This window comes from Serratia sp. ME47 (genome assembly GCF_903970925.1).
Taxonomy (GTDB): Bacteria; Pseudomonadota; Gammaproteobacteria; order Enterobacterales; family Enterobacteriaceae; genus Serratia; species Serratia ureilytica.
The window spans coordinates 1-25,596 of record NZ_CAJCKE010000045.1 but is presented as its reverse complement, the minus strand read 5'-3'; the positions used below and the strand labels follow the sequence as shown (position 1 = coordinate 25,596).

General features: G+C 59.3%; 22 protein-coding genes and 1 pseudogene. 14 read left to right on the top strand and 9 right to left on the bottom strand.

What is annotated here, in order from left to right; genetic code table 11:
• A pseudogene (locus tag H7A77_RS24590) lies at positions 1–276 on the bottom strand (transcriptional regulator); the annotation flags it as partial.
• Positions 269–1,888 (bottom strand): maltose/glucose-specific PTS transporter subunit IIBC, encoded by a 1,620-nt coding sequence (gene malX, locus H7A77_RS24585; protein WP_182074776.1) that lies wholly within the window; start codon positions 1,886–1,888, stop codon positions 269–271. The pseudogene H7A77_RS24590 and the gene malX, both read right to left, overlap by 8 nt.
• A 223-nt stretch (positions 1,889–2,111) precedes the next feature.
• Here malX and H7A77_RS24580 point away from each other — a divergent pair, with 223 nt between their 5' ends.
• Positions 2,112–3,143 (top strand): Mal regulon transcriptional regulator MalI, encoded by a 1,032-nt coding sequence (locus H7A77_RS24580; protein WP_033650494.1) that lies wholly within the window; start codon positions 2,112–2,114, stop codon positions 3,141–3,143.
• Here H7A77_RS24580 and H7A77_RS24575 read toward each other — a convergent pair.
• On the bottom strand, positions 3,140–4,021 hold the full coding sequence (locus H7A77_RS24575; RefSeq protein ID WP_033650493.1) for a LysR family transcriptional regulator: 882 nt from the start codon (positions 4,019–4,021) through the stop codon (positions 3,140–3,142). The genes H7A77_RS24580 and H7A77_RS24575 overlap by 4 nt on opposite strands.
• Before the next feature lie 206 nt (positions 4,022–4,227).
• Here H7A77_RS24575 and blaSRT point away from each other — a divergent pair, with 206 nt between their 5' ends.
• Positions 4,228–5,364 (top strand): SRT/SST family class C beta-lactamase, encoded by a 1,137-nt coding sequence (gene blaSRT, locus H7A77_RS24570; protein ID WP_182074775.1) that lies wholly within the window; start codon positions 4,228–4,230, stop codon positions 5,362–5,364.
• A gap of 29 nt (positions 5,365–5,393) precedes the next feature.
• On the opposite strand, the gene H7A77_RS24565 is transcribed toward blaSRT, so the two are convergent.
• Entirely contained in the window at positions 5,394–6,299 is a 906-nt protein-coding gene (locus tag H7A77_RS24565; RefSeq protein WP_182074774.1) for a LysR family transcriptional regulator, read from the bottom strand.
• Between the two features lie 103 nt (positions 6,300–6,402).
• Here H7A77_RS24565 and H7A77_RS24560 point away from each other — a divergent pair, with 103 nt between their 5' ends.
• Positions 6,403–7,557 carry a serine hydrolase gene (locus H7A77_RS24560; protein WP_108680638.1) on the top strand — a complete coding sequence of 385 codons (1,155 nt, stop codon included), beginning with the start codon at positions 6,403–6,405 and terminating at the stop codon, positions 7,555–7,557.
• Positions 7,558–7,602: 45 nt separating this feature from the next.
• On the opposite strand, the gene H7A77_RS24555 is transcribed toward H7A77_RS24560, so the two are convergent.
• Both H7A77_RS24555 and manA read right to left on the bottom strand, forming a co-directional pair.
• Complete coding sequence (locus tag H7A77_RS24555) at positions 7,603–9,135, bottom strand: YdgA family protein (protein WP_089194699.1); 1,533 nt, start codon at positions 9,133–9,135, stop codon at positions 7,603–7,605.
• 141 nt (positions 9,136–9,276) lie between these two features.
• Positions 9,277–10,455, bottom strand: coding sequence for a mannose-6-phosphate isomerase (gene manA / locus H7A77_RS24550; protein WP_108680640.1), 1,179 nt, complete (start codon positions 10,453–10,455; stop codon positions 9,277–9,279).
• A 476-nt stretch (positions 10,456–10,931) separates the two neighbouring features.
• Here manA and H7A77_RS24545 point away from each other — a divergent pair, with 476 nt between their 5' ends.
• The 4 genes from H7A77_RS24545 (at position 10,932) to H7A77_RS24530 (ending at position 14,101) form a co-directional block, all read left to right on the top strand.
• Positions 10,932–11,264, top strand: coding sequence for a hypothetical protein (locus H7A77_RS24545; protein ID WP_042784419.1), 333 nt, complete (start codon positions 10,932–10,934; stop codon positions 11,262–11,264).
• Between the two features lie 229 nt (positions 11,265–11,493).
• Positions 11,494–12,891 (top strand): class II fumarate hydratase, encoded by a 1,398-nt coding sequence (gene fumC / locus H7A77_RS24540; protein ID WP_042784421.1) that lies wholly within the window; start codon positions 11,494–11,496, stop codon positions 12,889–12,891.
• Positions 12,892–12,952: 61 nt separating this feature from the next.
• A complete protein-coding gene (locus tag H7A77_RS24535) occupies positions 12,953–13,642 on the top strand; it encodes a YafY family protein (RefSeq protein WP_042784422.1) in 690 nt (229 codons plus the stop codon).
• A gap of 90 nt (positions 13,643–13,732) precedes the next feature.
• Positions 13,733–14,101 carry a VOC family protein gene (locus H7A77_RS24530; protein ID WP_028128189.1) on the top strand — a complete coding sequence of 123 codons (369 nt, stop codon included), beginning with the start codon at positions 13,733–13,735 and terminating at the stop codon, positions 14,099–14,101.
• On the opposite strand, the gene tus is transcribed toward H7A77_RS24530, so the two are convergent.
• Positions 14,091–15,029, bottom strand: a complete 939-nt coding sequence (tus, locus tag H7A77_RS24525; RefSeq protein WP_182074773.1) for a DNA replication terminus site-binding protein — start codon at positions 15,027–15,029, stop codon at positions 14,091–14,093. The genes H7A77_RS24530 and tus overlap by 11 nt on opposite strands.
• Before the next feature lie 383 nt (positions 15,030–15,412).
• Between tus and H7A77_RS24520 the strand changes: the two genes are divergently transcribed.
• From H7A77_RS24520 to H7A77_RS24505, 4 genes are all read left to right on the top strand, one after another.
• On the top strand, positions 15,413–16,606 hold the full coding sequence (locus tag H7A77_RS24520) for a hypothetical protein (protein ID WP_255443909.1): 1,194 nt from the start codon (positions 15,413–15,415) through the stop codon (positions 16,604–16,606).
• Positions 16,607–16,620: 14 nt separating this feature from the next.
• Positions 16,621–17,001 carry a hypothetical protein gene (locus H7A77_RS24515; protein WP_182074772.1) on the top strand — a complete coding sequence of 127 codons (381 nt, stop codon included), beginning with the start codon at positions 16,621–16,623 and terminating at the stop codon, positions 16,999–17,001.
• A gap of 323 nt (positions 17,002–17,324) precedes the next feature.
• The gene (locus tag H7A77_RS24510) at positions 17,325–19,121 is read left to right on the top strand and encodes a glycoside hydrolase family 3 protein (protein WP_182074771.1); all 1,797 of its coding nucleotides are present in this window, start codon (positions 17,325–17,327) and stop codon (positions 19,119–19,121) included.
• Positions 19,122–19,247: 126 nt separating this feature from the next.
• Positions 19,248–20,534 (top strand): glycoside hydrolase family 10 protein, encoded by a 1,287-nt coding sequence (locus H7A77_RS24505; RefSeq protein WP_033642975.1) that lies wholly within the window; start codon positions 19,248–19,250, stop codon positions 20,532–20,534.
• Positions 20,535–20,584: 50 nt separating this feature from the next.
• Here the strand turns inward: H7A77_RS24505 and H7A77_RS24500 are convergent, their stop codons facing one another.
• Entirely contained in the window at positions 20,585–21,853 is a 1,269-nt protein-coding gene (locus H7A77_RS24500; protein ID WP_169539675.1) for an MFS transporter, read from the bottom strand.
• A gap of 147 nt (positions 21,854–22,000) precedes the next feature.
• On the opposite strand from H7A77_RS24500, the gene H7A77_RS24495 reads away from it, so the two are divergent.
• The 3 genes from H7A77_RS24495 to bioD all read left to right on the top strand — a co-directional run bounded on the left by H7A77_RS24495 (position 22,001) and on the right by bioD (position 25,078).
• Positions 22,001–22,891, top strand: coding sequence for a LysR substrate-binding domain-containing protein (locus H7A77_RS24495; RefSeq protein ID WP_033650481.1), 891 nt, complete (start codon positions 22,001–22,003; stop codon positions 22,889–22,891).
• Between the two features lie 159 nt (positions 22,892–23,050).
• Entirely contained in the window at positions 23,051–24,268 is a 1,218-nt protein-coding gene (locus tag H7A77_RS24490) for an ROK family transcriptional regulator (RefSeq protein ID WP_182074770.1), read from the top strand.
• Between the two features lie 144 nt (positions 24,269–24,412).
• Complete coding sequence (gene bioD, locus H7A77_RS24485) at positions 24,413–25,078, top strand: dethiobiotin synthase (protein ID WP_033642979.1); 666 nt, start codon at positions 24,413–24,415, stop codon at positions 25,076–25,078.
• Positions 25,079–25,083: 5 nt separating this feature from the next.
• Here the strand turns inward: bioD and H7A77_RS24480 are convergent, their stop codons facing one another.
• On the bottom strand, positions 25,084–25,578 hold the full coding sequence (locus H7A77_RS24480) for a DUF2938 family protein (protein ID WP_147838616.1): 495 nt from the start codon (positions 25,576–25,578) through the stop codon (positions 25,084–25,086).
• Positions 25,579–25,596: the final 18 nt, after the last annotated feature.

Genomic DNA, 25,596 nt, shown 5'->3' with positions numbered 1-25,596 from the left:
GTACACCGCCGTTGCGGTGTCGATAGCGGTGTTGAAACGTTGTTGATACCAGTGGCGCAGCGCGCCGAGAAAATCCTCATGCTGCCAACGGCTGTAGCCCAGCACGCCGTGCTGCAGGCGCTGTTGCAGCGCCTCGAGAATGCACGGTGCGGTGGCGAAATCCATATCGGAGATGGTGAACGGCAGCAGGTCGGCGCTGCCGAAGCGATCGGCGATGTAATCCCACTGGGTGCACCAGGTGCCGTGGCGGTCGATCGGGGTAGAGAAATCAAACATGGGTGGCTCCCTGCAGCGCCGCGGCAGGGCGTGCCGTGGCTATCAGTGAGTCTAATTCATCCTTCACCGATTGCACCTGCGGGCCGATCACTACCTGCAGATTATGATCGTTGAGATGCACTACGCCGATGGCGCGGTTGGCCTTCAGCGCCGCGTCGTCCACCTGGCTCATGTCGTTGACCGACAGGCGCAGGCGGGTGATGCAGTTGTCCAGCGTAATGATGTTGTCCGGGCCGCCGAGCGCCGCCAAAATCGCCGGCACATTGTAACCGGATTTGCCCACTGCGCCGCTTGGCGCGCTTTGGCTGACGGCGCCGTCGCTCTCGCGGCCCGGCGTTTTGATGTTAAAGCGCTGGATGGCGAAGCGGAAAATGGCGTAATAGCCGACGAACCAGATGGCGGCCACCACCGGCACCAGATACCACTTGGTGGCGGTGCCGTGCAAAATGCCGAACACCACGAAGTCGATAATGTTGCCGTCGGTGTTGCCGATGGTCACGCCCAGCAGCGCCATGACGGTAAAGCCCAACCCGGTGAGCAGCGCATGGATCAGATAAAGGAACGGCGCGACGAACAGAAACAGAAACTCGATCGGCTCGGTGGTGCCGCCGACGACGCAAGCCACCACGCCGGAAATCAACAGCCCCTTGATTTTATGGCGGTTCTCCGGTTTGGCGCAGTGGTACATCGCCAGCGCCGCGCCCGGCAGGCCGCCGAGGAACGCCGGCATTTTACCCTGCGACAGGAAGCGGGTGGCGCTTTCGGCGAAACCGGTGGTGGTCGGGCAGGAGAGCTGCGCCTGGAAGATGGTCAGGGCGCCGCTGACGCTGTGGCCGCACACCTCCATCGTGCCGCCCGCCTCGGTAAAGCGGATCAGCGCCACCAGAATGTGATGCAGGCCGAACGGCAGCAGCAGGCGTTCGCCGGTGCCGAAAATCATCGGCCCGAAGATGCCGGCGCCGTTGATGACGCGGCCCAGGCCGTTAATGCCGGCGGCGAACCACGGCCAGATCAGCGGGATCACCAGGCCGCACAGGCCCAGCACCACGGTGGTCACGATCGGCACAAAGCGGGTGCCGCCGAAGAAGGCCAGCGCATCCGGCAGCCGGATGGTATGGAAACGTTCATGCAGCAGATACACGATGATGCCGACGATCACTGCGCCGAGGATGCCGGTGTCGATCGACTGAATGCCGAGAATGTTTTGGATGTTGTTGGCCTTCAGCACCAGCGGATCGCTGGTGGGCAGCACGCCGGCGGCGGTCAGGTAGAAGTTGGTGGCCAGATTCAGCACGGCGAAGCCGACGAAGCCGGAGAAGGCGGCGACGCCCTTGTTGTCGCGCGCCATGCCCAGCGGAATGGCGATAGCGAACATCACCGGCAGGAAGCTGAAGGCGAAGGAGCCTATCTTGCTCATCCAGGTGAAGATCAGCTGGAAGATCGGATGGCCGATAAACGGCATCAGGGTGATCACGTCGCGGCTGCTCAGCGAGCTGCCGATCCCCAGCATGATGCCGCAGAAAGAGAGCAAGGCGACGGGCAACATGAATGTTTTGCCCAGGCTCTGGAAGAACTCCCAGAGGGTGATTTTGGGTTTATTGGCTGCTGACATAACCGACTTCTCCTGGCGAAAAGACGAGCAAAAAGGGGACTGCTGATTAGGTAAAAATAAGATAAAACGTTTTACCTAGCAAAAATGCGCCGCCAATCACAAATCTGTCGCCCGGTTTTTGGCGACACTGCGGCGGGCAGTAAAACGTTTTACTGCATTGACGGATTCGGTATACCCTTGATCACTACGGCGCGGGTTGCCCAGGAACGGGTTCGCAGAGACTATGAGCATCAAAAAGATCACCATTACCGATGTGGCGCAACAGGCGGGCGTTTCGGTCACCACGGTTTCCCTGGTATTGAGCGGCAAGGGGCGGATTTCGCCGACCACCGTCGAGAAGGTCAATCAGGCGATTGAGCAGTTGGGCTACGTGCGCAATCGCCAGGCGGCGACGCTGCGCGGCGGCGAATCCGGGGTAATCGGCCTGATCCTGCGCGACATTTGCGAACCTTTTTATGCCGAAATGACCGCCGGGCTGAGCGAAGCGCTGGAGGCGCACGACAAACTGCTGTTTTTAACCCAGAGCGGGCGCGATGGTCAGGGGCTGCAGCGGGCGTTTGACGCGCTGCTGGCGCAGGGCGTCGACGGCATCGTGCTGGCGGGCGGCATCCGCGCGGCGGCCGGGCTGAAGGAAAAGGCGGCCGAGCAGGGCGTGCCGCTGGTGTGCGTGGCGCGCTCCAGCGGTCTCGAGGGCGTGGACGTGGTGCGGCCGGACAATATGCAGGCCGCCAAGCTGGCCACCGAATTTTTGATCAAACGCGGCCACAGCCAGATTGCTTATCTCGGCGGCCAGAGCGACTCGTTGACGCGCGCCGAAAGGTTGGGCGGATTTTGCGCCACGCTGTTGCAGTACGGCCTGCCGTTTCGCAGCGAATGGATCGTCGAGTGCGATTGCCGGCAGCGTGAGGCGGCGGAAGCGGCGGAACAGCTGCTGCGCCACTACCCGAATATCACCGCTGTCGTTTGCCACAAGGCGTCGGTGGCGCTTGGCGCCTATTTTGGCCTGACGCGCAGCGGCCGCAGCATCGGTTCGGATGGGGTCGACGCCTACTACGGCCGGCAGGTGGCGCTGATCGGTTTCGGCGACGTGCCGGAGGCCGAGCTGACCGAACCGCCGCTGACCTTTGTCTCCAGCTCGGCGCGGGAAGTGGGGCGCAGCGCCGCCGCACGCCTGCTGCAGCGCATCAATGACGCCGATCTGCCGGCGCAGAACGTCATTTTGCCGCCGACGCTGATCCGGCGCGGCTCCGCTTAGTCCCGCCGCTGTTCCTCTTCCGCTTCGCGGCAAATCCAGCCAATAAAAGCCTTCATCGCCGGCGTCAGATCCCGCGATTTCAAATGGGTCAGCCAGTAGGCGCCGAGCGCGGCCTCGGCGGCGAACGGCCGCTGCAGCGCGCCGGCGGCCAGTTCGCGGCGGAACATACTGACCGGCGCCAGCGCCACGCCGTCGCACTGGAGCGCGCCTTCCACCATCAGCCTCGATGAGTCGAACACCGGACCGTTGATTCGCCACGGCGTCACCTGCGCAGCCGTGAACCAGCGTTCCCATTCATCCTGGCGGTAAGTGCGCATCAGCAGTTCGTGCTGCAGATCCTGCGGCGTATGCAGCCGCGCGGCGACCGCCGGCGAGCAGAGCACCGTCAGCGGCGCGTCGAACAGCTTGATATTGCGGGTGGCGGGCCATAAACCTTCGCCGAAACGGATGGCGAAATCCATGCCGTCGGCCGACAGATTGACCAGGTTGTTGTGGGTCAGCACCCGCAGATCGATGAACGGATGCGCCGCGCGGAACGCCGCCAGCCGCGGCATCAGCCAGCCGACCGCGAAGGTGCCGACCACCGCCACCGTCAGCACTTCGTGGAAATGCCCGCCTTCGAACTGCTGCAACACCGCCTCGATGCGATCGAAAGCGTCGCTCAACACCGGCAGCAGTGCCTGGCCCTCTTCGGTCAGATCCAACCCGCGCGGCAGGCGGCGGAACAGCTGAATGCCCAGCTGTTCTTCCAGCATGCGCACCTGCTGGCTGACGGCGGCCTGAGTGACGCGCAGCTCCAGACCGGCGCGGGTGAAGTTCAGGTGGCGGGCGGAGGATTCGAACGCTCGCAGGGCGTTGAGGGGAAGTCGGTTGCGCATTGTTGATAGCCATAAGTTTTTCTTTATGCTGGCTGAAATTATTATCGCTTGTCAACCCGGCGGCAAAAACCGATATTTGGCGCGGCTGCCGCAAGATTGGCGGAGCCCGTAAAGGAATGACATCATCCATCAGGGAGTGCGCCGTGCGCAACGCCAATAAAAACTTTTGGCCGCGGCCGATGCCCTGCAACCGAAGAGCCTCTATCATGACGAAAATGAACCGCCTGGCGGCCGCGCTGATCGCCGCACTGATCTTGCCGACCGCGCACGCCACGCAGCAGCAGGATATCGACGCCGTTATTCAGCCGCTGATGAAAAAATACGGCGTGCCGGGCATGGCGATCGCCGTATCGGTCGATGGCAAACAGCAGATTTACCCGTATGGCGTCGCCTCGAAACAGACCGGCAAACCGATCACCGAGCAGACGCTGTTCGAGGTGGGGTCGCTGAGCAAAACCTTCACCGCGACGCTGGCGGTCTATGCGCAGCAGCAGGGCAAGCTGTCGTTCAGCGATCCGGCCAGCCATTATCTGCCTGAGCTGCGCGGCAGCGCCTTCGACGGCGTCAGCCTGCTGAATCTGGCGACCCACACATCCGGCCTGCCGCTGTTCGTGCCGGACGACGTGACCGACAACGCCCAACTGATGGCTTACTACCGGGCCTGGCAGCCGAAGCACCCGGCGGGCAGCTACCGCGTCTATTCCAACCTCGGTATCGGCATGCTGGGCATGATCGCCGCCAAGAGCCTCGATCGGCCGTTTATCCAGGCCATGGAGCAGGGCATGCTGCCGGCGCTGGGCATGAGCCACACCTACATTCAGGTGCCGGCGGCGCAGATGGCCAACTATGCCCAGGGTTACAACAAGGACGATAAGCCGGTGCGCGTCAATCCCGGCCCGCTGGACGCCGAATCTTACGGCATCAAATCCAACGCCCGCGATCTGATTCGTTACCTGGACGCCAACCTGCAGCAGGCGAAGGTCGCGCAGCCGTGGCGCGAGGCGCTGGCCGCCACGCACGTCGGCTATTACAAAGCGGGCGTGTTCACGCAGGATCTGATGTGGGAGAACTACCCGTACCCGGTGAAACTGTCGCGGCTGATAGAGGGCAACAACGCCGGGATGATCATGAACGGCACGCCGGCCACCGCCATCACGCCGCCGCAGCCGGAGCTGCGCGCCGGTTGGTATAATAAAACCGGTTCGACCGGCGGTTTCTCCACCTACGCGGTGTTTATCCCGGCGAAAAATATCGCCGTGGTGATGCTGGCCAACAAATGGTTCCCGAACGACGATCGGGTCGAGGCGGCTTACCGCATCGTGCAAGCGCTGGATAAGCGCTGATCGTGGGGAGCGCCGTCGGGGCGCCCTTGTTACCGGTGCTGTCGCTCTCGCCGCTCGCGCATGAAATCGATAAAGGCGCGCAGCTTGAGCGGCAGATGCCTGCCGGCGGGAAAGTAGATGAAAAATCCCGATGCCTCGCTGGCATACTCTGGCAGCACTTCCACCAGATCGCCCTGCGCCAGTTCCTGCACCACCGTGCCCTGAAAACGTTGCGCGATCCCCAGGCCCGCCAACGCCGCATCCTTGATCAGCCGATCTTCGTTAAAGATCAAACTGCCGCTGACGTCCAGCGCCCGCTCATCGCCGTGCCGACTGAAATACCAGGGCTCCAATTTGCCGCTGCCGGGAAAACGGTAGCGCAGGCAATGGTGCGCGAGCAGATCGTCCGGCGTGGCCGGCGCGCCGCAACGCGTCAGATAATCGGGTGAGGCGACCAGCACCCGGCGCTGGCCGTTGTCGATCGGCACGGCGATCATGTCCTTTTGCAGCATGGCGTGCATGCGAATGCCGGCATCGAAACTGCCCAGCACCAGATCGGAAAAGCGGTCTTCGGTAAACAGCTCCAGCTGCACTTCGGGATAGCGCCGCTGAAACTCCGCCAGGTGCGGCATCACCAGCAGCGAAGCGGCCAGTTGCGGCAGCGTGATGCGCAGCAGGCCCGCCGGCTGCGCGCCCAGGGCGCGCACGTCGTCCACCGCCACGTCGATCTGGTTCATCGCCGGCGAGACCTTCTGGTAAAACAGTCGGCCCTCGTCGCTGAGGCGCACCGAGCGGCTGGTGCGGTGGAATAAGCGCACCCCCAGCTGATTCTCCAGCGCCTGAATGTTTTGCGACACCGCCGGCGGCGTGACGCCCAGCTGGTTGGCCGCGCGGGTGAAGTTGCCCAGCCGCGCGACGGCTTCGAAATAGGGCAGCAGCTGCAGGAGTGAACTCATCTATCAATAACCTGTGCTTAATGATTCATTAAATTATGCCTTATTTTAATTTATGACGAACGTTTTAGACTGATTTTTACTTTCCCTCAGCGAGATAAAAATCATGTCGGCAGAACAACGGGCGTTAACAGAACGGATCGCGGCGATCGATCAACAGGCGATGGCCGAAGGGCGCATCGTGGGCAGCGTGGTGCTGGTGGCGCGGCGGGGTGAAATTTGCTACGCCGGTACGGCCGGTTATGCCGATCGCGAAGCGCGGCAACCGATGCGGCGAGAAACTCAGTTTCGGCTGTCGTCGGTTTCCAAGCCCTACACCACGCTGGCGGCGCTGCGCCTGATTGAACGAGGCAAGCTGAGCCTGGACGATGCGGTCAGCGATTGGCTGCCGTGGTTTACCCCGGCGCTGGCCGACGGCCGGCGCCCGACGATCAAGATTCGTCATTTGCTGAGCCATACCGCCGGGTTGGACTATCGTCTGAATCAGCCGCCGGCGGGGGTGTATCATCGGTTGGGCATTCAGGACGGCGTGGAGCTGTCGACGTTGACGCTGGAGCAAAACCTGCGGCTGTTGGCGCAGGCGCCGTTGCTGTCGGAACCGGGCGCGCGCTTCAACTATTCGCTGGCGATCGACGTGCTCGGCGCGGTGCTGGAGCGAGTGACGGGCATGCCGCTGCCGCAGCTGTTTGTCGAATGGGTGGCGCGGCCGCTGGGGCTCGGCAATACCGCGTTCCATGCGACCCATGCCGCTAACCTGGCGACGCCTTATTACAATACGCCGCAGGGGCCGCGGCGCATGCCGGAAGGCGTGCGGATCGCCTTGCCGGAAGACATGGCGGGGGGAGAAGTGACGTTCTCGCCGGCGCGCGCGCTTAACGTCGGAGCCTATCCCTCCGGCGGCGCGGGCATGGTCGGTGATGCCGACGACGTGCTGCGGCTGGTGGAGGCGCTGCGCAGCGGCGGGCAGGGCATTTTGCAACCGGATACGGTGGCGTTGCTGCGTCACCCGCACGTCGGCGCCGAGGCGCAAACGCAAGGGCCGGGCTGGGGCTTCGGCTTTGGCGGCGCGCTACTGGTGGATCCAGACGCTGCGCAGACGCCGCAGCATGCCGGTACCCTGACCTGGGGCGGCGTTTACGGCCACAGCTGGTTCTTTGATCCAGAGGCGCAGCTGAGCGTAGTCGTCTTGACCAATACCGCATTTGAGGGCATGTGCGGCCGCTACCCGCAGCAGATCCGCGATGCGGTTTATGCGGCGTAAATAAAAAGGGCCCCACAGGGGGCCCTTGTTCAGGCTTTCAGGCGATTACTGCGCCGGTGCCGGAGCGGGTTCCGCTTCCTGCGCCGGTTCAGCGTCTTCCGCCGGGGCGCCCAGCATGGCGAACTGGCCGATGAACTCCTGCAGCGACATTTTGTTGCCGTTCAGGTCAACCTGATTGTCAGCGTAGTGGAACTTGCTCGCGATCACGCCGTCTTTCTGGGTGGTCAGCTTGAACATCTGACCCATGGCCGCCAGGCCCTGCACTTGCTGCTGCGCCAGTTTCTGCGCGTCTTCCTCATTGTAACCCTGCAACAAGGCGGTCTTCGCGGTCACTTCGGTGGCCATCGCTTCCGGAATGGTCAGGCTGAGATCCAGCTTTTTAACCGCCTGAGCGATCACTTGATCCGGCGACTGTGCCGGGGAGGCGGCCTTGCTCGGATCGGTCATCGCCAGATCCAGCGTGAAGATGCTCTCACCCTTGCTGTTTTTCCAGCTCAGCGGGGCGATGCTGAGGCTTGGGTTGCCTTTCAGCAGCATCGGCAGGTTCTTTTGCAGCATCTCGGAGGTCTGCTGTTCGTAGACGTCCGGATCCAGGTTCTCGCCCTGCTGCAGCAGCGCCATGGTTTGGCGGTTGTAGCTGTCGGAGAAGTCTTTCAGCGCCTTGCCGTCGACGTTGTCGATTTTCAGCGTCAGTTTACCGGCGCCGAAGTCGTTGCCCTGCACCTTGAGCGCGTCCATGGTGTAATCGATCTGGCCGCCGATATTGCTGCTGCCTTGCTCGCCGAACTTGCTCACCAGATTGAAACCGTCCAACGCCACGGTGTCTTTACCGTCGATCGTCAGTTTGAACTGTTTCAGGGTCATCGTCTGATCGCCGAGCTTCACGCCGAACTTGCTTTCGTTGCTGTTGCCTTTCAGGTTGAAGCCCTGGAAGGTGATCTGCTCGTTTTGGCCGAATTCGTTCGGGCTGGCGAACACGATAGTGTCGCTGTTGGCGTCCAGCGCGATTTTTTTCAGATCGCGGGACACGTCGGCGTCAATGGTGGCGCCGCTGAATTTCAGCGAAGATTTATCCTTCTGGTAGTCCAGTGGGATAAAGTCGATGGTGGACGCGGTATCGCCGCTGTACGAGATGCGCGAATCGGCGGTAAACAGCGATTTGCCTTTGGTGGTTTCAAACAGGCCTTTCACCGCCGGGGTGTTTTCCAGCTCGGTATGCACCGACGCCATGCTCGGCAGCAGGTTGAATTTTTTCAGCTGCGCGAACGGGAACGGACCGTGATCGATGGTTTCCAGGAACGCCACTTCTTCACCGGCTTTCAGCGCCGCGTTTTCGCTGGTATCCGTGCCGTCGGAACGCAGCACATAACGCACTTTACTGCTGAACAGGCCGCGCTGGTAATTTTCATAGCTCAGCTTGACGCCGGCTTTCGGCAGGTAGGCTTTCAGTTGGCCGTTGGCGTTGTCGACGACTTCGCCCATGTGCTGCTCGATCTGTTTCCCGGTGTACCAGGATGCCCCGGTCCATGCTGCGCCAAGAACGACAATGACGCTGACAGCGACTAACGATTTTTTCATAGCTCTGTTTCATCCTTTTTTCTTATAACCCTCCGTTGCGAGGGAGGGGGCAAATGTGGGCCGACAAAAAACGCCCGCAGGCGTTTAATTGTGGGGGCAGCTCTCGCTTTCAGCAAGCAATTTGCTGAAATTTATCAACGGTTAGGCCAGTTGGTTATAAACCCTGGCGATACGGCCGCTACCGCTGACGTTGACCGGCGATTCGAAGGCGCCGATAAAGCAGGATTCACCCGGTTTGAGCGTCAGGCGCTGCCCGGATTTTTCCAGCGTCGCTTCGCCGCTGACGCAGAACACGATAGCCGCGCTCCGTTGCGCGAGCGCCTGCGGCGCGGCGGTCAAATCGTGCAGCGAGAAGGCGAAATCTTCCACCGGGATCGGGAAGAACAGTTCGTTGCCGCGCCGCTCCGGTTGGGTCAGCAGGCCGGAAGCCGGCTGCGGGCGAAACTGCAGGTTGGCCAGCAGCTCGGGCACGTCGATAAATTTCGGCGTCAGGCCGGCGCGCAGCACGTTGTCCGAGTTGGCCATCACCTCCAGCGCCACGCCTTTCAGATAGGCGTGCGGCGTTTCGGCATACAGGAACATCGCCTCGCCCGGCGCGAGCTGCACCACGTTCAGCAGCAGCGGTGAGAACAGACCGCTGTCGTCCGGATAGAAACTGGCGATGAAGCGCACGGTATCCCAGGGTTCACCCTGCTGGTTGTTGAGCGCGGCTTTCAGCACGCCGAGCGCCAGCGACTTTTGCTCGCCGCTCATCGTCAGCAGGCTGGCGAACAGGGTAGACAGATGGGCAGTGTCCGGCTGCTGCAGGAAGGTGGCGATATCGTGGTGCGCGCCGGCGATCGGTTGCAGCAGGGAGACGATATCGGCCAGTTCGCGAAAGCCGTTCATCGCCAGGAACGGCGTCAGGGCGAAGACCAGCTCGGGCTTGTGATTGGGATCTTTATAGTTGCGTTCGGCGGCGCTCAGCGGGATGCCGGCGGCGTTCTCTTTCGCGAAGCCGATCTCGGCCGCCGCTTTGCTCGGGTGGACCTGGATCGACAGCGGTTGATCGGCGCAGAGCACTTTAAACAGGAACGGCAACTCGCCAAAGCGGCTGGCGACGTCAGCGCCCAGCTGCTTTGGCTGGTCTTCATCGATAAGAAAGCGCAGCGAACGCAGTGCGCCATCGGCGCCGGGCACGCGGGAAGGGCTCTTGGGATGCGCGCCCATCCACAGCTCGGCCATCGGCTGATTATCCGGGTTGGCGATGCCGTAAAGACGGGTCAGCGCATCGTGGCTGCCCCAGGCGTAATTCTGTACCGCGTTGGTCATTTTTTGCATGTCGATAAACGTCCTTTGCGTCATTGCCGCACTAATGGCAATAACTTACTGATTTTATACGATTCGCTTCATCTGTGCCGACAACCATCATACGCCCGTGTCGGCAGGAACCCTCATGGGCGCGATCAAAACAACGCCGGATAAGGTTGCGTCCGGCCACGCGGCCAGAGTATAGCGTGATAACGATCGGCGTCTCAAATGGCGCACCGGCCTCAAGAGGGCCCGGCAAATCCGTCAATCGATCGTAGATTGGAGGGAAAGAAATTATTGCCGACAGCGCAGGCTTTCTACGTCATTATTTATTTATCGGCATGTCAAAGTATGTCGGCGGAATTTATTTTTTACCTTCTGAGCCATTCCCTTATTATTATTTTTGCGCCAAGTCGGGCGATCACACGCCGAGCTTAAACCTGAACGACAGACCGCTTTACCGTAGCCGTTAACGAGTCGATTTAACGAAACAAGAGGTCTGTTGCATGAAAAAATGGTTGCTGTTGTTGGGGCTTTGCACCGGGGCGGCTCAGGGGGCGGTGATCGTCACCTATCCCTACGCGGCCCCGCGCGCCGTGGTGATAACGCCGGCGCCGATCGTCGTTGCGCCCGCACCGGTCGCGCTTCCCGCCGTGACTGCACCCGTGGCGCATCCGCTGGCGCTCACCGCCGGCGCGGTGGCGACCGGGGCGTATCGCCATAACGAACGGCAGGATGCCTACGATGAGATCAATCATTTGCAACAGCAGCGGATCGATGAACTCAATCACTTACAGGCGCAGCGCATCAATAATTTTAATTCGCGTCACGCGCGTTAATTTTCATCTCCGCATTTATTATCCCGGTTCTTTCTTCGCCTTTATTTCGGCGCGGGTTAACCGACGGCAAATAACCGCGTCATGAATGGGTAAAAGAGATGAATCGTGCTGTGAGATAACTCTCTTAATGCGAATAGTTATTATGTCACTATACTGGGAATGCGTGCCGACGGGGGGTAGCGCGTCGGTCTAACCCTACAATTTTAGGAATTATGCTAAGGAGACAATGATGGCAGGCGTTCGTATCGAAAAAGACTCCATGGGCCCCATCGAAGTACCGGCCGACAAGCTGTGGGGCGCACAGACCCAGCGCTCATTGGCGCATTTCCGCATTTCCTCCGAAAAGATGCCGACCGCGCTGATCCATGCGCTGGCGTTGACCAAGCGCGCCGCCGCGCAGGTGAACGTGGACCTGGGGCTGCTGCCGGCCGAGCGGGGCGCCGCCATCATCAACGCTGCCGACGAAGTGCTGGCGGGCAGCCATGCCGACCAGTTCCCGCTGTCCATCTGGCAAACCGGCTCCGGCACTCAGACCAACATGAACATGAACGAAGTGTTGGCCAACCGCGCCAGCGAGCTGCTGGGCGGCGTGCGCGGTGAAGAGCGCAAGGTGCATCCGAACGACGACGTCAATAAAAGTCAGAGTTCCAACGACGTGTTTCCCACTGCGATGCACGTGGCGGCGGTGATTGCGCTGCGCGAGCACCTGATCCCCGAGCTGAAAGTGCTGCACAAGACGCTGAGCGACAAGGCCGAAGCCTACCGCGACATCGTCAAAATCGGCCGCACCCACCTGCAGGACGCCACGCCGCTGACCCTGGGCCAGGAAATCTCCGGCTGGGCGGCGATGCTGGCGCACAATCTGAAACACATCGAAGACAGCATCCCGCACATCGCCGAGCTGGCGCTGGGCGGCACGGCGGTCGGCACCGGCCTGAACACCCATCCGGAGTATGCCGTACGCGTCGCTAAAGCGCTGGCGGAGTTGACCCATCAGCCGTTCGTCACCGCGCCGAACAAGTTCGAAGCGTTGGCGACCTGCGATGCGCTGGTGCAGGGGCACGGCGCGCTCAAAGGGCTGGCGGCTTCGCTGATGAAGATCGCCAACGACGTGCGCTGGCTGTCGTCCGGCCCACGCTGCGGCATCGGCGAGATTTCTATCCCGGAGAACGAGCCGGGCAGCTCCATCATGCCGGGCAAGGTCAACCCGACCCAGTGCGAAGCGATGACCATGCTGTGCGCGCAGGTGCTGGGCAACGACGTGGCGGTGAATATCGGCGGCGCTTCCGGTAACTTCGAGCTGAACGTGTTCCGCCCGATGGTGATCCACAACTACCTGCAGTCGATCCGCCTGCTGGCCGACGGTATGCAGGGCTTCAACGAGCACTGCGCGGTGGGCATCGAACCGAACCGCGATCGCATTACCCAGTTGCTGAATGAATCGCTGATGCTGGTGACGGCGCTCAACACCCATATCGGTTATGACAAAGCGGCGGAAATCGCCAAGAAAGCGCACAAGGAAGGGCTGACGTTGAAAGCCGCGGCGCTGAAGCTCGGCTATCTGACCGAAGCGCAGTTCGATGAATGGGTGCGCCCGGAGGCGATGGTCGGCAGCATGCAGAAATAATTGATCTGTGAGGCAACCGGGGGCTTACTGAGGTAAGCCCCTTTTTTATGGAGAAATTAAGATGTCGCGCGCACAACGTTTACTCGATCTGATGCAGCTGTTGCGCAGCCACCGCTATCCGGTGGCGGGCCATGCGTTGGCGCAGACGCTGGGCATCAGCATGCGCACGCTTTACCGCGATATCGCCACGCTGCAGCAGCAGGGAGCGGAGATCGTCGGCGAAGCGGGGCTCGGCTATGTGCTGCGCCCCGGTTTTATGCTGCCGCCGCTGATGTTCTCGCAAGCGGAAATAGAAGCGCTGGTGCTGGGCATGCGCTGGGTCAGCCGCCGCGGCGACAGCCAGTTGGCGAGCGCCGCGGGCCAGGCGCTCGCCAAGATCGCCGACGTGCTGCCGACGGCGCTGCGGGAGGAGCTGGAGGCCAACACGCTGCTTATCGCACCGGCTCAGTCGCCGCCGGTGGCGGATGAGATGCGGGTGTTAATCCGTGACAGCATCCGCCGCGAGCGCAAGCTGCATATCGACTATCTCGACCTGGCGGGGCAGCGCAGCGAACGCCTGCTGTGGCCCTTTGCGCTGGGCTTTTTCGACCAGTTCCAGATGCTGGTTGCCTGGTGTGAGTTGCGTCAGGCCTTTCGTCATTTTCGCCTCGATCGCATTCAGGCCGCCACGCCGCTTGAACAGCGTTATCCGCATGGCCGGCGGCGACTGTTGAAAGAGTGGCGGTTGAGCGAAGGCATTGCGGAACAATAACGACACGCTGCTGCCATAAACTGTCAGTCGCCTCCTTTAGTCTGTGCCTATCGGGAACCAACCGGTTCCCATCACCCAGAGGACAGACCGATGACCCTTCCCAGCATGACCCTGCTTTACGTCGATAACCCGCTCAACAGCGCCGCCTTTTATCAACGCCTGCTGGGGCAGGCGCCGGTAGAGCTTTCTCCCGGCTTTGCCCTGTTCGTGCTCAACAACGGCTTCAAGCTCGGGATGTGGGCCAAACAGGGGGTAAAACCCGCCGCCACGCTGACCGGCGGCGGCGGTGAACTGGGCTTTTTATGCCAGGATCCGCAAGAAGTGGAGGCGCGCTATAACCAGTGGCGCGAGCTCGGGCTGCCTATCGAGCAAACGCCAACCGAAATGGAATTCGGCTACACCTTTGTGGCGCGGGATCCGGACGGCCATCGCCTGCGGGTATATGCCCTCAGCGAGTAGTGCCGTCGGTATACAGGTGCAGGCGCGGCACCAGCAGCCGCAGCGGCCTGGCGTCGGGTTTGTAGCGATGCTTTACTGCGTCGGCGTCGTAGTTGAGCAGTTCGCCGATCTTCGGCACCGCAGCGCCGCTTTCAACCTGACACAGGGCGATCAGCGGCAGCGGGCAGGGATGTTGCACCTGTTTTTGCTGCTGCTGATACCACACGCGGGCGATCGGCTGCACTTTTACCGGCCGCTTGATTTTCAACGTCGCATGCTGCGGCAGGCGGCTGACATCGTCTATCTCGCGGCTGACCAGGGCGGCCCACTGTTCACGGCTGTGCGGCGGCACCGCGCGGCCGGCTTTCAGGCTTTTCTCCAGCTGCGCCAGGATGTCGTCCCGTTTGACGTTTTTGATGATGTGCTTGTTGGCCCAGCCGAAACGCACCGAGTCGGGATTGGTCAGGGCGGTGAGGGTGCGGTAGGCGCTGAGGGTAATCAGCCCGTGCAAATGGGTATGCACGAATTCGAAACGCTGCTCCGGCGCCAGGCCGGAATCGACGGTGATAATCTGCTCCAGTTCGCCTTTCAGGCGGTTGATCAGCGCCAGCTGCGCCTGCAGCGCCTGATACTCCAGTTGCTCCACCGCCAGACAGATGACGCCGGGCAGGCGCACGGCGGCCTTGCTGCTGACATTCTCACGGTTATGGTGGATGAAGAGCCGCTGATAGTGTTCCAGCGCCAGATCGCGCGCCGCTTGCCCCACATGCTGCTCGACCGCGATATGCGAAATGGCCTGATGTTCCTGGCCTTTTTCTACCTCCGGCAGGCTGAACACCCGCGCCGCCAGCAGCCGCAGCGGGGTTATCTGCTGCTGCAATGCGCCGAGGGCTTGCTCCAGTTCGACAAAGCAGGCGTTCATCCGGCCAATCACATCGTATTTGCTCATCATATGCCCCTATTTTAGTTACAACATACTATAGGAGAGTAGCGGACTGGGGGCAACATCGGCAATGGGGCAACATTCGGCTTAACTGCCCGGCCGGCTTACCAGGGGGAAATAGGGCGGCTTTAAGGACGACCGACGTGCCAGGGGAAGGAAAGGGAAAGCTTAATCCATTGTTGACATTGAACTCCTATCCGTTAGAAGATGAATTATCGTATCGAGTTCACTATCAATATATAAAATTGCTGAAAGGTTTTTAATTAATAACATCGAAATTCTTTACGGAATAATGTGTGGTTAAGAGGGAAGTCATTAACTATAGTTGGTCTTTTTTATAAAGAATGGGGGCTAAAGCTCCATTTTTCACACTTTAAAGGATTAATTTTATGCCAACCTACTCGGTTTATACCAGAATCGCCTCAAATGTACCTATTAAAAATTTGCAGTATGACTTGGCGATCTACCGAATGGATTCAGTGAAGAAAAAACACTTTTTACTTCCTCCGGTTTTTAAACAGGTCTTTCAATCTAATTATGAAACACAATATCATCAAACTTCTGAAACGAATGATCCGTTAACGACTATTTACATGGTTGAGATTATGCTTTATCGAAAGCATTTCAATAATATATATGCAGCACTAGCCAAGCCGTTTTTTCGAATGTATACTCTGGGCGATTTAATTTCTGGGAAAGCATGTTCAGAGCACAAGCGAGAAAATGCTTGTTATTTCGAAACTGCTGGGGAAACCAAGCTCGCTAATGAGGGCGAAAACACTATTCTTCTCACTATCACAGTACCTCCACGCCCTTTTTTTGCGAAAGAATACCCTATAGGCAATCCTAATGATCCGTTTGTAAAAAGTAAGTTTGATTTTGAAATGATGACGCGATTAAACCAATTTGATTATCCCGATCAAGGGGGAACAAGTTTATGTGGGCCTGCTGCGTTATTTTACTGTTTGCTTAGAGATAGGCCTGATGTCTATGAACAATCTGCCAGAGAGCTATGGCTGTATGGGCGAACGAAAATCGGACAACTTGCGATATCCCCAAGTGAAGGTTGTAAGCATCCATCTGGATTTTTCTATGAGAAAGGTCGGCAATTAGTTTCAGGGTTGGATTGGATTACGTTAGCCAGTTTGAGAGACTCTGAAAACACCATTATGAGTTACAGTGATATCAGTGACCAGGTTGCAGGTATTACCGATTGGTGGAGTTTATCTGCTTGGTTTGAGAAAGTCGGATATAAAAATATTTTCAGTAATGTAGGATTATCCCATTCAAGTTTTCAAGATATATTAATGTTAAATAAATATATAACTCAAGGTTGTACAGTTGTTTCATTGATTTCCGCAGGAATGTTTGCTGACTATGGTATTCAGGATTCGTCTGCTAAAAACCACTGGGTAGTTTGGGAAGGACCAATTCATGATGACAATGATAAAAGCATAACACCAAACACTAGTCTTGACGAAATAGTAAATTTCAAAGCCTTCTCGTGGGGTAATGTTAAGGATCAGGTGAAAGAAAACATTAGAGTATGTTCTAAAGCATACATTTGGAGCACTTGTATTTGAAAAGGTAATTTAATATGAATAAGGCTATTTTTATTCTGTTGTTTGTGTTGGTTGGGTGTGGCAATCCAACACCTACGGTCACACCTGAACAACTATCGGATGCGGTTGTTGGCTATCCCTATATGGAAATGCTAAAAATATCAGGTGGGGCTTTAAATCGCCGTAGTACAGGAGTGATTATAACACCTGAAAACTCAGGGCTGGAATGGAAGCCAAAGGTTAATTATCGAAAATTTGGTGAGAGAGTTCAAAAGGATGAGGATTTTCATAATATTATTATTTACGGAACTCCGAATGGAAAGGGGAAGGTTACTGTTGAGGTGTCAGGATTCACCCTGGGAACAATGTACCGCGGTAAGGGGTTCTTTAAAAGTTATGAAATAGAGGTTAGATAAAAATATATTCAAACGCTAAAGTCTACTCAATGGTATCAGGAGAAAATCCACGGCACACCACCGTGGATTTTTCTCTTCACCGGTACCCGACTTACCAGCAGAAAATGCGCCATAGCGGTCTCTGGCAGCAGGCACGCAATATACCCGGTATGCGTAGTGTTTTGATTCAATGACGGATTTTTGCTGTTCGTTTGTCTTCTGTTTAATCCATTTCCCGTTTGCCGTTGTCCAAACGCTGGAACAAACAGAATGGCAGGACGCTATGAGCCCTTGGGGTTATCTTTTCTTCTGTCATTAACGGGTGCTTTAACAGGAGGTTTACTGTGGATATTAAACAGAAAGTCAAAAACATGACGCTGGAAGAGAAGATCGGGCAAAAAATCATGCTGGATTTTCGCTACTGGGATCGGAACGGTAGCAGCAATCAGGATATGACCGTTCCCGATGAAGCCATTGGCAAGCTGATCACCGATAACCATGTGGGCGGGGTGATCCTGTTTGCCAATAATCTGAAAGATAAGCAGCAGATCAATACGTTAACGGCCTGGTATGCCGCGATGAAAACCCACGCCGGCATCCGCCTGTTCATTGGCACGGATAACGAGGGCGGTAACGTTTTCCGGCTGCCGCGCGGCGACTATGCCTCATTCCCCGGCAATATGGCGCTCGCCGCGGCGATTGAGGGCGGCGCCGATAAACAGCTCGCCGTTGAACAGGGCAAACTGATGGCCGAGGATATGCGCGCGTTGCATATCAATACCAACTTTGCACCGGTTGTGGACGTCAACACCAACCCGTTCAACCCGGTGATTAACGTTCGCGCTTTCAGCGATGATAAGAACGCCGTTTCCCACCTGGCCGAGAAAATGGTGGCGGGGATGAAGCAGCAAGGGCTTATCACCGCTTACAAACACTTCCCTGGCCATGGCAGCACCTCCACCGACTCGCATACCGGTTTGCCGCGCGTCGACCGTACGCGGGAAGAGGCGTTTGCCATCGATATCGCGCCTTACAAACAGGCCATTGACCGCTGTGCGGCGCCGGACATGGTCATGACCGCGCATATTCAGTACCCCGCGCTGGATAACCGCCAGATCGACACCCGCAGCGGCGAAAAAATCACGGTGCCGGCCACCATGTCGCATGAAATTCAGACCCGCATCCTGCGCGATGAGCTGGGTTATGCCGGCGTAACGATTTCAGATGCGCTGGATATGGGTGCGATTGCCGAGCATTTCAGCCAGCAAGGGGCGGCTGAAAACGTCTTTGCCGCCGGGGTGGATATCGCCCTGATGCCTGTCAGCATCGCTTCGCCGGCCCAGGCTAACCTGCTGCCGGACCTGATTCGTTACCTTGCGGACCGGGTGAAAACAGGGCATCTCAGCGAGGCCGATATCGATGCTTCGGTCGAGCGCATTTTGCGCCTCAAATTACGCCATCACCTGATGGGGCATCGCGAGGCCCCTTGTTCCAGCAGCGTTTCGTCCTCAGCGCATAAGCTGGAAAAACGCATCGCCGATCGCTCCATTACCGTGGTCATTAACCGCCACAGCCTGCTGCCGTTGAAAGACAAGGCGCTGCGCTATTTTATCCTGACCCCGTGGGGTGAGCAGGCCAAAGGCATCGCTAACGTGATGGCGCAGGAGGGCTACCAGAACGTCGTTGCCGCGAAGGAAACGGAACTGAGCGATGCCCAAATCAGGGCGCATATTGCCGATTGCGACGTGTTCCTGCTCGGCACGCTTTCGACCCGCTTTACGCCTGCCGAGCAGGATGGTGTCGTTACCGCTGCCACTGGATCGGGTAATGACAGCAGCCCTTACCCGGGCTGGTTGAAATACGCCGCCGAGCAGGGGAAAAAACGCGTTCACCTCTCATTGCGCGCGCCTTACGATATCGTGAACTATGCCGCAGACGTGGATGCAGCCGTCGCCACCTATTCTTACTACGGGTATGACAGCGGCGTATGGCGCGGTCCCTCGATGATATCTCTGGCACAGGTGCTGACGGGGAAAATCACACCGCACGGAAAACTGCCGGTCAACACCTGGCATGACTACGATGAGGAAACCAATACGGGCAAGGTGGCGTTCCCTCGCGGGACGGGGCTGAGCTGGTAATGGGACAAGTACCGGCGTCGTCAGAAAGGGCGACGCCGGTCGCGGGATAGCGTTGATAAAGCGGGCGGTTTCTTGCTCTGCACGATACGACATGGGATAACCGTCACTCACGGAAGGAGAACATTTATGCCGACAGGCGCAACAAAACTAGGCGGATGGCTGTTGATGGCAGCCATGCTGGGCGTGAGCGGATGCGCCAAACCCCCTGAGCCGGAAAAGCCTCCGCAGCCTGCACCGCCGGTCACACCGATGCGGGGCATCTGGCTGGCCACCGTCATGGGGCTGGACTGGCCGCCGGCGGCCTCCCTGAAAGCGGAGACCGCGCCAGAGCGAATTCGCCTGCAGCAGCAGGCACTGACGGACGCACTGGACGACATGGTGAAAACCGGGATTAACACGGTGTATTTTCAGGTTAAACCGGACGGAACGGCCCTGTGGCGTTCTGACATCTTGCCCTGGTCGGAGGTCTTGACCGGCACCGTGGGCCAGGATCCGGGTTACGATCCGCTGGCCTTTATGCTGAAAGAAGCGCACCGGCGTGGCATCAAAGTGCACGCCTGGCTGAATCCTTATCGGGTTTCCATGAATACCCGGCAGCAAACGATTGATGCGCTTAATCAAACGCTGCAGTCCCCGCCGGCCAGCGTCTATGCGCTGCATCCCGACTGGATACGTACGGCCAACGACCGCTTTGCGCTCGATCCTGGCTTACCCGACGTGCGCAACTGGATCACCGGCGTGGTGGCTGAAGTCGTCAAAAACTATGACGTCGACGGCATTCAATTTGACGATTATTTCTATTATGAGACGCCGCAATCGCCGCTGGATGATGAAAAGACGTATCGCGAATATGGCAAAGGGTTTGCAGACAAGGCCAGTTGGCGAAGAGACAACACGCTGCAATTGATAAAACAGGTTTCAGCCACCGTCAGGGCGCTAAAGCCCGCTGTCGCGTTTGGCGTCAGCCCGGCGGGCGTCTGGCGAAACAAAGCGGACGATCCCGCCGGCTCGGCGACTCAGGCCGGCGCGCCATCGTACGATGCGGCCTATGCCGATACGCGCCAGTGGGTCAAACTGGGGCTGCTCGACTACATCGCACCGCAGCTGTACTGGCCTTTCGATCGTGAAATAGTTCGCTATGACGTGCTGGCCAACTGGTGGGCCGAGGTGGTGAAAGACACGCCGGTTCGGCTTTATGCCGGGGTGGCGCTGTATAAAGTGGGCACGCCATCGGCGAGCGAACCGGCATGGACCGTCGACGGCGGCGTTCCCGAGCTGAAAAGGCAGTTGGATCTCAACGAGAGCTTGCCGGGGATGGGGGGAACCATCCTGTTCCGGCAACGTTATCTGACCGAGCCGCAAACGGATAAGGCCGTGGAGTACCTGCGCACCCGCTGGAAAACCGGTCAATAATCACCGGCATTGGCATAGCGAGCCGCGGTAATCCACTGCGGCTTTTTTATTCACAGGCGCGCCGCTTCCGGCAGGCGCTTCAGGTAATGCACCACCAGCAGCGCCAGCAACAGCATCAGGCTGATGAACGCCGCCACGCCATTCCAGCCGAAACTGTGCCAGAACACGCCGCCGAGGGTCCCGGCCACGCTCGAGCCGACGTAATAACAGAACAGATACAGCGACGACGCCTGGCCTTTGGCGCGGCGCGCACGGCGGCCGATCCAGCTGCTGGCCACCGAGTGGGCGGCGAAGAAACCGGCGGTGAACAGCATCATGCCGATAAAGATCGCCGGCACCTGCGGCAACGCGGTAATCAGAATCCCGATCAGCATAATCACGATCGACGCCAGCAGCACCGGGCCGCGCCCGAAGCGCGAGGTGAGCGCGCCGGCCTTGGGCGAGCTGTAGGAACCGGTGAGGTAGACCACCGACAGCAGGCCGACGATCGCCTGGCTCAGATGATAAGGATCCGCCAGCAGGCGATAACCGATGTAGTTGAACAGGGTGACGAAGCTGCCCATCAGCAGAAAGCCTTCCGCGAACAGCAGCGGCAGCCCCTTATCGTGCCAATGCAGTTTGAAATTGATCAGCAGCGTGCGGGGGCGCAGCGAGCTGGCGCGAAAATGCCGCGAAGCGGGCAGAATGCGCCAGAACATGAAGGCGGCGGCGAGGGCGAACAAACCGATGACCCCGAGCGAGACGCGCCAGGAGAAGAAGTCGGTCAACACCCCGGTCACCAGGCGGCCGCTCATGCCGCCGATCGAATTGCCGCTGATGTACAACCCCATCGAGAAGGCGACGAAGCTGGGATGGATCTCTTCGCTGAGATAGGTCATGCCGACCGCCGCCACGCCGCTCAGCGACAGGCCGATCAGCGCGCGCATCAGCAAAATGCCGTGCCAGCTGGTCATAAAGGCGCAAATCAGCGTGCAGACTGCCGCCAGCAACAGCGCCACCACCATCACCGACTTGCGGCCGATGGCGTCGGACAGCGGCCCGGTGAACATCAGGCCGATCGCCAGCAGGCCGGTAGAGACCGAGAGCGACAGGCTGCTTTCGGCCGGCGAGACGCCGAAATCTTGCGACAGCACCGGCAGGATCGGCTGCACGCAGTAAAGCAACGCGAAGGTCGCCAGCCCGGCGGAAAACAGCGCCAGCGTTACGCGCATAAACTGCGGCGTGCCGCGTTCGATATAGGGGAGTTTGTTGTTGAGGGTGGAGCGTTTTACTTTTGGCGCAGCGGCCGCGTCATCGTTGGCGGCCAGCGTCGACGGCATTACGGCCGTAGAACGCACAGGGGTTGTCACAGCGTTTCCTTACCGAACTTCGGGGAGATAAACAGACACTTTGCAGATAACAAAATGATAGGGAGCGGCGATTTTTTTGTCTAATATATTAATAATTACAATTAAGACTTTTTAAATATGAATATCGAGTTAAGACACCTGCGTTACTTTATCGCCGTGGCGGAAGAGCTGCATTTTGGCCGCGCCGCGGAGCGGCTGCGTATCTCCCAGCCGCCGCTCAGCCAGCAAATCCAGGCGCTGGAGGACATGGTCGGCGCGCGGCTGCTGGCGCGCAACAACCGAAACGTCAGCTTGACGCAGGCCGGGGAGATGTTCCTTAAAGAAGCCTATCAGGTGCTCGATCAGGTCGGCCGCGCGGCGGAAAAGGCGGCGCGCCTGGATCGCGGCGAACTGGGGGAAATGACCATCGGCTTTACCTCTTCCGCACCGTTTATCGGCGTGGTGGCGCGCAGCCTGCGCGCTTTCCGTCAGCATTCTCCGCAGGTGCACATCAAGATGCGCGAAATCAACACCAAACAGCAGATCGAACCGCTGCTGAACGGTGAGCTGGATCTGGGGGTGATGCGCAACACGCGGCTGCCGGAAGCGCTGCACTATCAGCTGCTGCTGCGCGAACCGCTGGTGGCGGTGGTGCCGGAGGGGCATCCGCTGGCGGAAACGCCCGGCGGCGCGCTGCGTTTTCAACACCTGGCGCAGGAGCCGTTCGTGTTCTTCTCGCGCGAAGTGGGCACGGCGCTGTATGACGAAATTCTGCTGCTGCTCGGCAAGGCCGGCATTACCCCGTATATCACTCAGGAAGTGGGGGAAGCGATGACCATCATCGGTTTGGTCTCCGCCGGATTGGGGGTCTCGATTCTGCCGGCGTCTTTCGCCCGGGTGCGGGTGGACGGCGTGCGTTATTTGCCGCTGGCGGAGCCGGACGCCACGACCGAAGTGTGGCTGGTGCATCACCGCCGACGGCCGCTGACCGCCGCGGCGCAGGCGCTGATGGCGTTGATGCTGAAATGACGTTGAGATTGGGCAAATAAAAATCAATTCGCGCTGAAATTGCGAGGAATTTGTGCAGCAAATCACATAACGAATCAAATAGTTGACGCTGTATGACAAAAGCCCCACCATAACCCCTAGTCTTTATTTAGAAGCGCGAAAAATAGTAGGAGCCGGTTTGTGATTGCGGTTGGGCAGCCTGGGCATATTGATCAAATCAAACAGACCAATGCGGGGGCGGTTTATCGGCTAATCGATCAACTGGGCCCGATTTCGCGCATCGAACTGTCAAAACGCGCACAGCTGGCGCCCGCCAGCATCACCAAGATCGTGCGCGAACTGCTGGAAGCCCATCTGGTCAAGGAAACCGAGTACCAGGAAATCGGCAGCCGGGGCCGCCCGGCGGTGGGGCTGGTGCTGGACACCGAGGCCTGGCACTACCTGTCCGCCCGCATCAGCCGCGGCAGCATCACGCTGGCGCTGCGCGATCTGAGCAGCAAACTGGTGGTGGAAGAGCTGCTGCCGCTGGCGGCCGAAGATCCCGAACCGCTGCTGAAACGCATCCTGACCGAAGTCGATCAATTCTTTATTCGCCATCAAAGCAAGCTGGAACGGTTGACGGCGATCGCCATTACGCTGCCGGGCATGATCGACGTGCAGTCCGGCGTGGTGCACCGCATGCCGTTTTACGACGTGCTGGAGATGCCGCTCGGCCCGGCGCTGGAAACCCGCACCGGCCTGCCGGTTTACCTGCAGCACGACATCAGCGCCTGGACCATGGCCGAGGCGCTGTACGGCGCCTCGCGCGGCAGCCAGAACGTGATTCAGGTGGTGATCGACCACAACGTCGGCGCCGGGGTGATCACCGGCGGCCACGTGCTGCACGCCGGCAGCCACAGCGTGGTGGAGATCGGCCACACCCAGGTCGATCCCTACGGCAAACGCTGCTACTGCGGCAACCACGGCTGTCTCGAAACCGTGGCCAGCATCGAGAACATGCTGGAGATCGCCCAGCAGCGGCTGAGCGGCTCGATGAGCTCCTGCCTGCACGGCGCGCCGCTGACCGTCGAATCGCTGTGCGACGCCGCGCTGGCGGGCGATCAGCTGGCGCGGGACATCATTCTCGGCGTCGGCCACAGCGTGGGGCGCATTCTGGCTATCATGGTCAACCTGTTCAATCCGGAGAAGATCCTGGTGGGCTCGCCGCTCAACCGCGCGGCGGAGATCCTGCACCCGGCCATCGCCTCCTGCATTCGCCAACAGGCGCTGCCGGCCTACAGCGAGCAGGTCAAGGTCGAATCCACGCAGTTCTTCAATCAGGGCACCATGCCCGGCGCGGCGCTGGTGAAAGAGGCGCTGTACAATGGTTCATTGCTGGTGCAGCTGCTGCAAGGCTAACATCAGAACTTCTTATTAATCCTGCAAAAGATTGAGCTACCTCAAGCCCCTACGCGGCAGCATCCCCTAGAATTTTTCCGAAAGACTTCTTCGCCGCCGGTGCGGCGATACATTGTTAACGGGGCATTCTGGGGCATTTTATTCATGTTGAAGCGTTTATTTGTGACAGGCACGGATACCGACGTCGGTAAAACCGTGGTTTCCCGCGGGTTGATGCAGGCGCTGGCCGCCGATGGCCGCTCGGTCGCGGGCTACAAGCCGATCGCCGCGCGCTGCCAGGAAACCAGCGAGGGCATCCGCAATAAAGACGCTTTGGTGTTGCAGGCATCTTCCACCTTGCCGCTGTGCTATGAGGAGATCAATCCCATCACCTGTCTGGATGAGGTGTTTCATGCGCATGCCACCGAGGACATCAACTACGGCCTGATGAGCAGCGGCCTGCGCGATCTGTCCGCCAAAGCCGATACGGTGGTGGTGGAGGGCAGCGGCGGCTGGCGCGTGCTGATGAACGATCTGCGGCCGTACGCCGAATGGGTGGTGCAGGAGCAACTGCCGGTGGTGTTGGTGGTGGGCATCAAACTGGGCTGCGTCAGCCACGCGCTGCTGACCGCGCAGTCGATCATCAACGACGGCCTGCCGCTGCTGGGCTGGGTGGCCAACCGCATCAATCCGGGGTTGGCACACTATGCCGAAACCATCACGGCGCTGCAGCAGCGCATTTCCGCGCCGCTGCTGGGTGAAATTCCGTATCTGCCGCGCGCGGAGCAGCGCGAACTGGCGCACTACCTCGATATTTCCACGTTGCTGTAGCCCATTCAGGCGCAGAACGTCGCCAACAATCGGGCGGCGATCAGCAGGCCCAGCCCATACACCGTGTGGGTGAGCAGGCTGAGGAGCCGCGCTCTGCGCGGGCTGGCGGTTTTCGCCGCCGCCACGCCAAAGCCCAGTGCGGGCTGCATCACCAGAAACGGCGCCGCCAGGCTCAGCCAGCCGCTCAGCAGCGCGATGCGCGGTTCCGGCGCCGCATACCACTCGATGCCCGCCAAACCGAGCGGGATAAAGGCGAACGCCAAGCCGATGGCGTAATGCAATATCCAACCGATTGCTCTCTCCCCCTGGCGCGGCGGCGCCGTGACGATGGTGGCGTGAAACCAGCGGCCGTCGAACATGCCGAGAAACCAGCGGCCCACCAGCGCGTAATCGAGGGAAGGGATGCCGAAGCGCCGCTTCAGCAGCAACGCCCACAAATCCATGCAGAGGGTGGCGCCGGCGCCGGTTAACAGAATGCGCAATAACAAATCGGGGGTCATAGGGGTGTCCTTGGCTCA

Coding starts and splice junctions, on each gene's coding strand:
- malX (WP_182074776.1), bottom strand. CDS start 1,888: ATGTCAGCAGCCAATAAACCCAAAATCACCCTCTGGGAGTTCTTCCAG.
- H7A77_RS24580 (WP_033650494.1), top strand. CDS start 2,112: ATGAGCATCAAAAAGATCACCATTACCGATGTGGCGCAACAGGCGGGC.
- H7A77_RS24575 (WP_033650493.1), bottom strand. CDS start 4,021: ATGCGCAACCGACTTCCCCTCAACGCCCTGCGAGCGTTCGAATCCTCC.
- blaSRT (WP_182074775.1), top strand. CDS start 4,228: ATGACGAAAATGAACCGCCTGGCGGCCGCGCTGATCGCCGCACTGATC.
- H7A77_RS24565 (WP_182074774.1), bottom strand. CDS start 6,299: ATGAGTTCACTCCTGCAGCTGCTGCCCTATTTCGAAGCCGTCGCGCGG.
- H7A77_RS24560 (WP_108680638.1), top strand. CDS start 6,403: ATGTCGGCAGAACAACGGGCGTTAACAGAACGGATCGCGGCGATCGAT.
- H7A77_RS24555 (WP_089194699.1), bottom strand. CDS start 9,135: ATGAAAAAATCGTTAGTCGCTGTCAGCGTCATTGTCGTTCTTGGCGCA.
- manA (WP_108680640.1), bottom strand. CDS start 10,455: ATGCAAAAAATGACCAACGCGGTACAGAATTACGCCTGGGGCAGCCAC.
- H7A77_RS24545 (WP_042784419.1), top strand. CDS start 10,932: ATGAAAAAATGGTTGCTGTTGTTGGGGCTTTGCACCGGGGCGGCTCAG.
- fumC (WP_042784421.1), top strand. CDS start 11,494: ATGGCAGGCGTTCGTATCGAAAAAGACTCCATGGGCCCCATCGAAGTA.
- H7A77_RS24535 (WP_042784422.1), top strand. CDS start 12,953: ATGTCGCGCGCACAACGTTTACTCGATCTGATGCAGCTGTTGCGCAGC.
- H7A77_RS24530 (WP_028128189.1), top strand. CDS start 13,733: ATGACCCTTCCCAGCATGACCCTGCTTTACGTCGATAACCCGCTCAAC.
- tus (WP_182074773.1), bottom strand. CDS start 15,029: ATGAGCAAATACGATGTGATTGGCCGGATGAACGCCTGCTTTGTCGAA.
- H7A77_RS24520 (WP_255443909.1), top strand. CDS start 15,413: ATGCCAACCTACTCGGTTTATACCAGAATCGCCTCAAATGTACCTATT.
- H7A77_RS24515 (WP_182074772.1), top strand. CDS start 16,621: ATGAATAAGGCTATTTTTATTCTGTTGTTTGTGTTGGTTGGGTGTGGC.
- H7A77_RS24505 (WP_033642975.1), top strand. CDS start 19,248: ATGCCGACAGGCGCAACAAAACTAGGCGGATGGCTGTTGATGGCAGCC.
- H7A77_RS24500 (WP_169539675.1), bottom strand. CDS start 21,853: ATGCCGTCGACGCTGGCCGCCAACGATGACGCGGCCGCTGCGCCAAAA.
- H7A77_RS24495 (WP_033650481.1), top strand. CDS start 22,001: ATGAATATCGAGTTAAGACACCTGCGTTACTTTATCGCCGTGGCGGAA.
- bioD (WP_033642979.1), top strand. CDS start 24,413: ATGTTGAAGCGTTTATTTGTGACAGGCACGGATACCGACGTCGGTAAA.
- H7A77_RS24480 (WP_147838616.1), bottom strand. CDS start 25,578: ATGACCCCCGATTTGTTATTGCGCATTCTGTTAACCGGCGCCGGCGCC.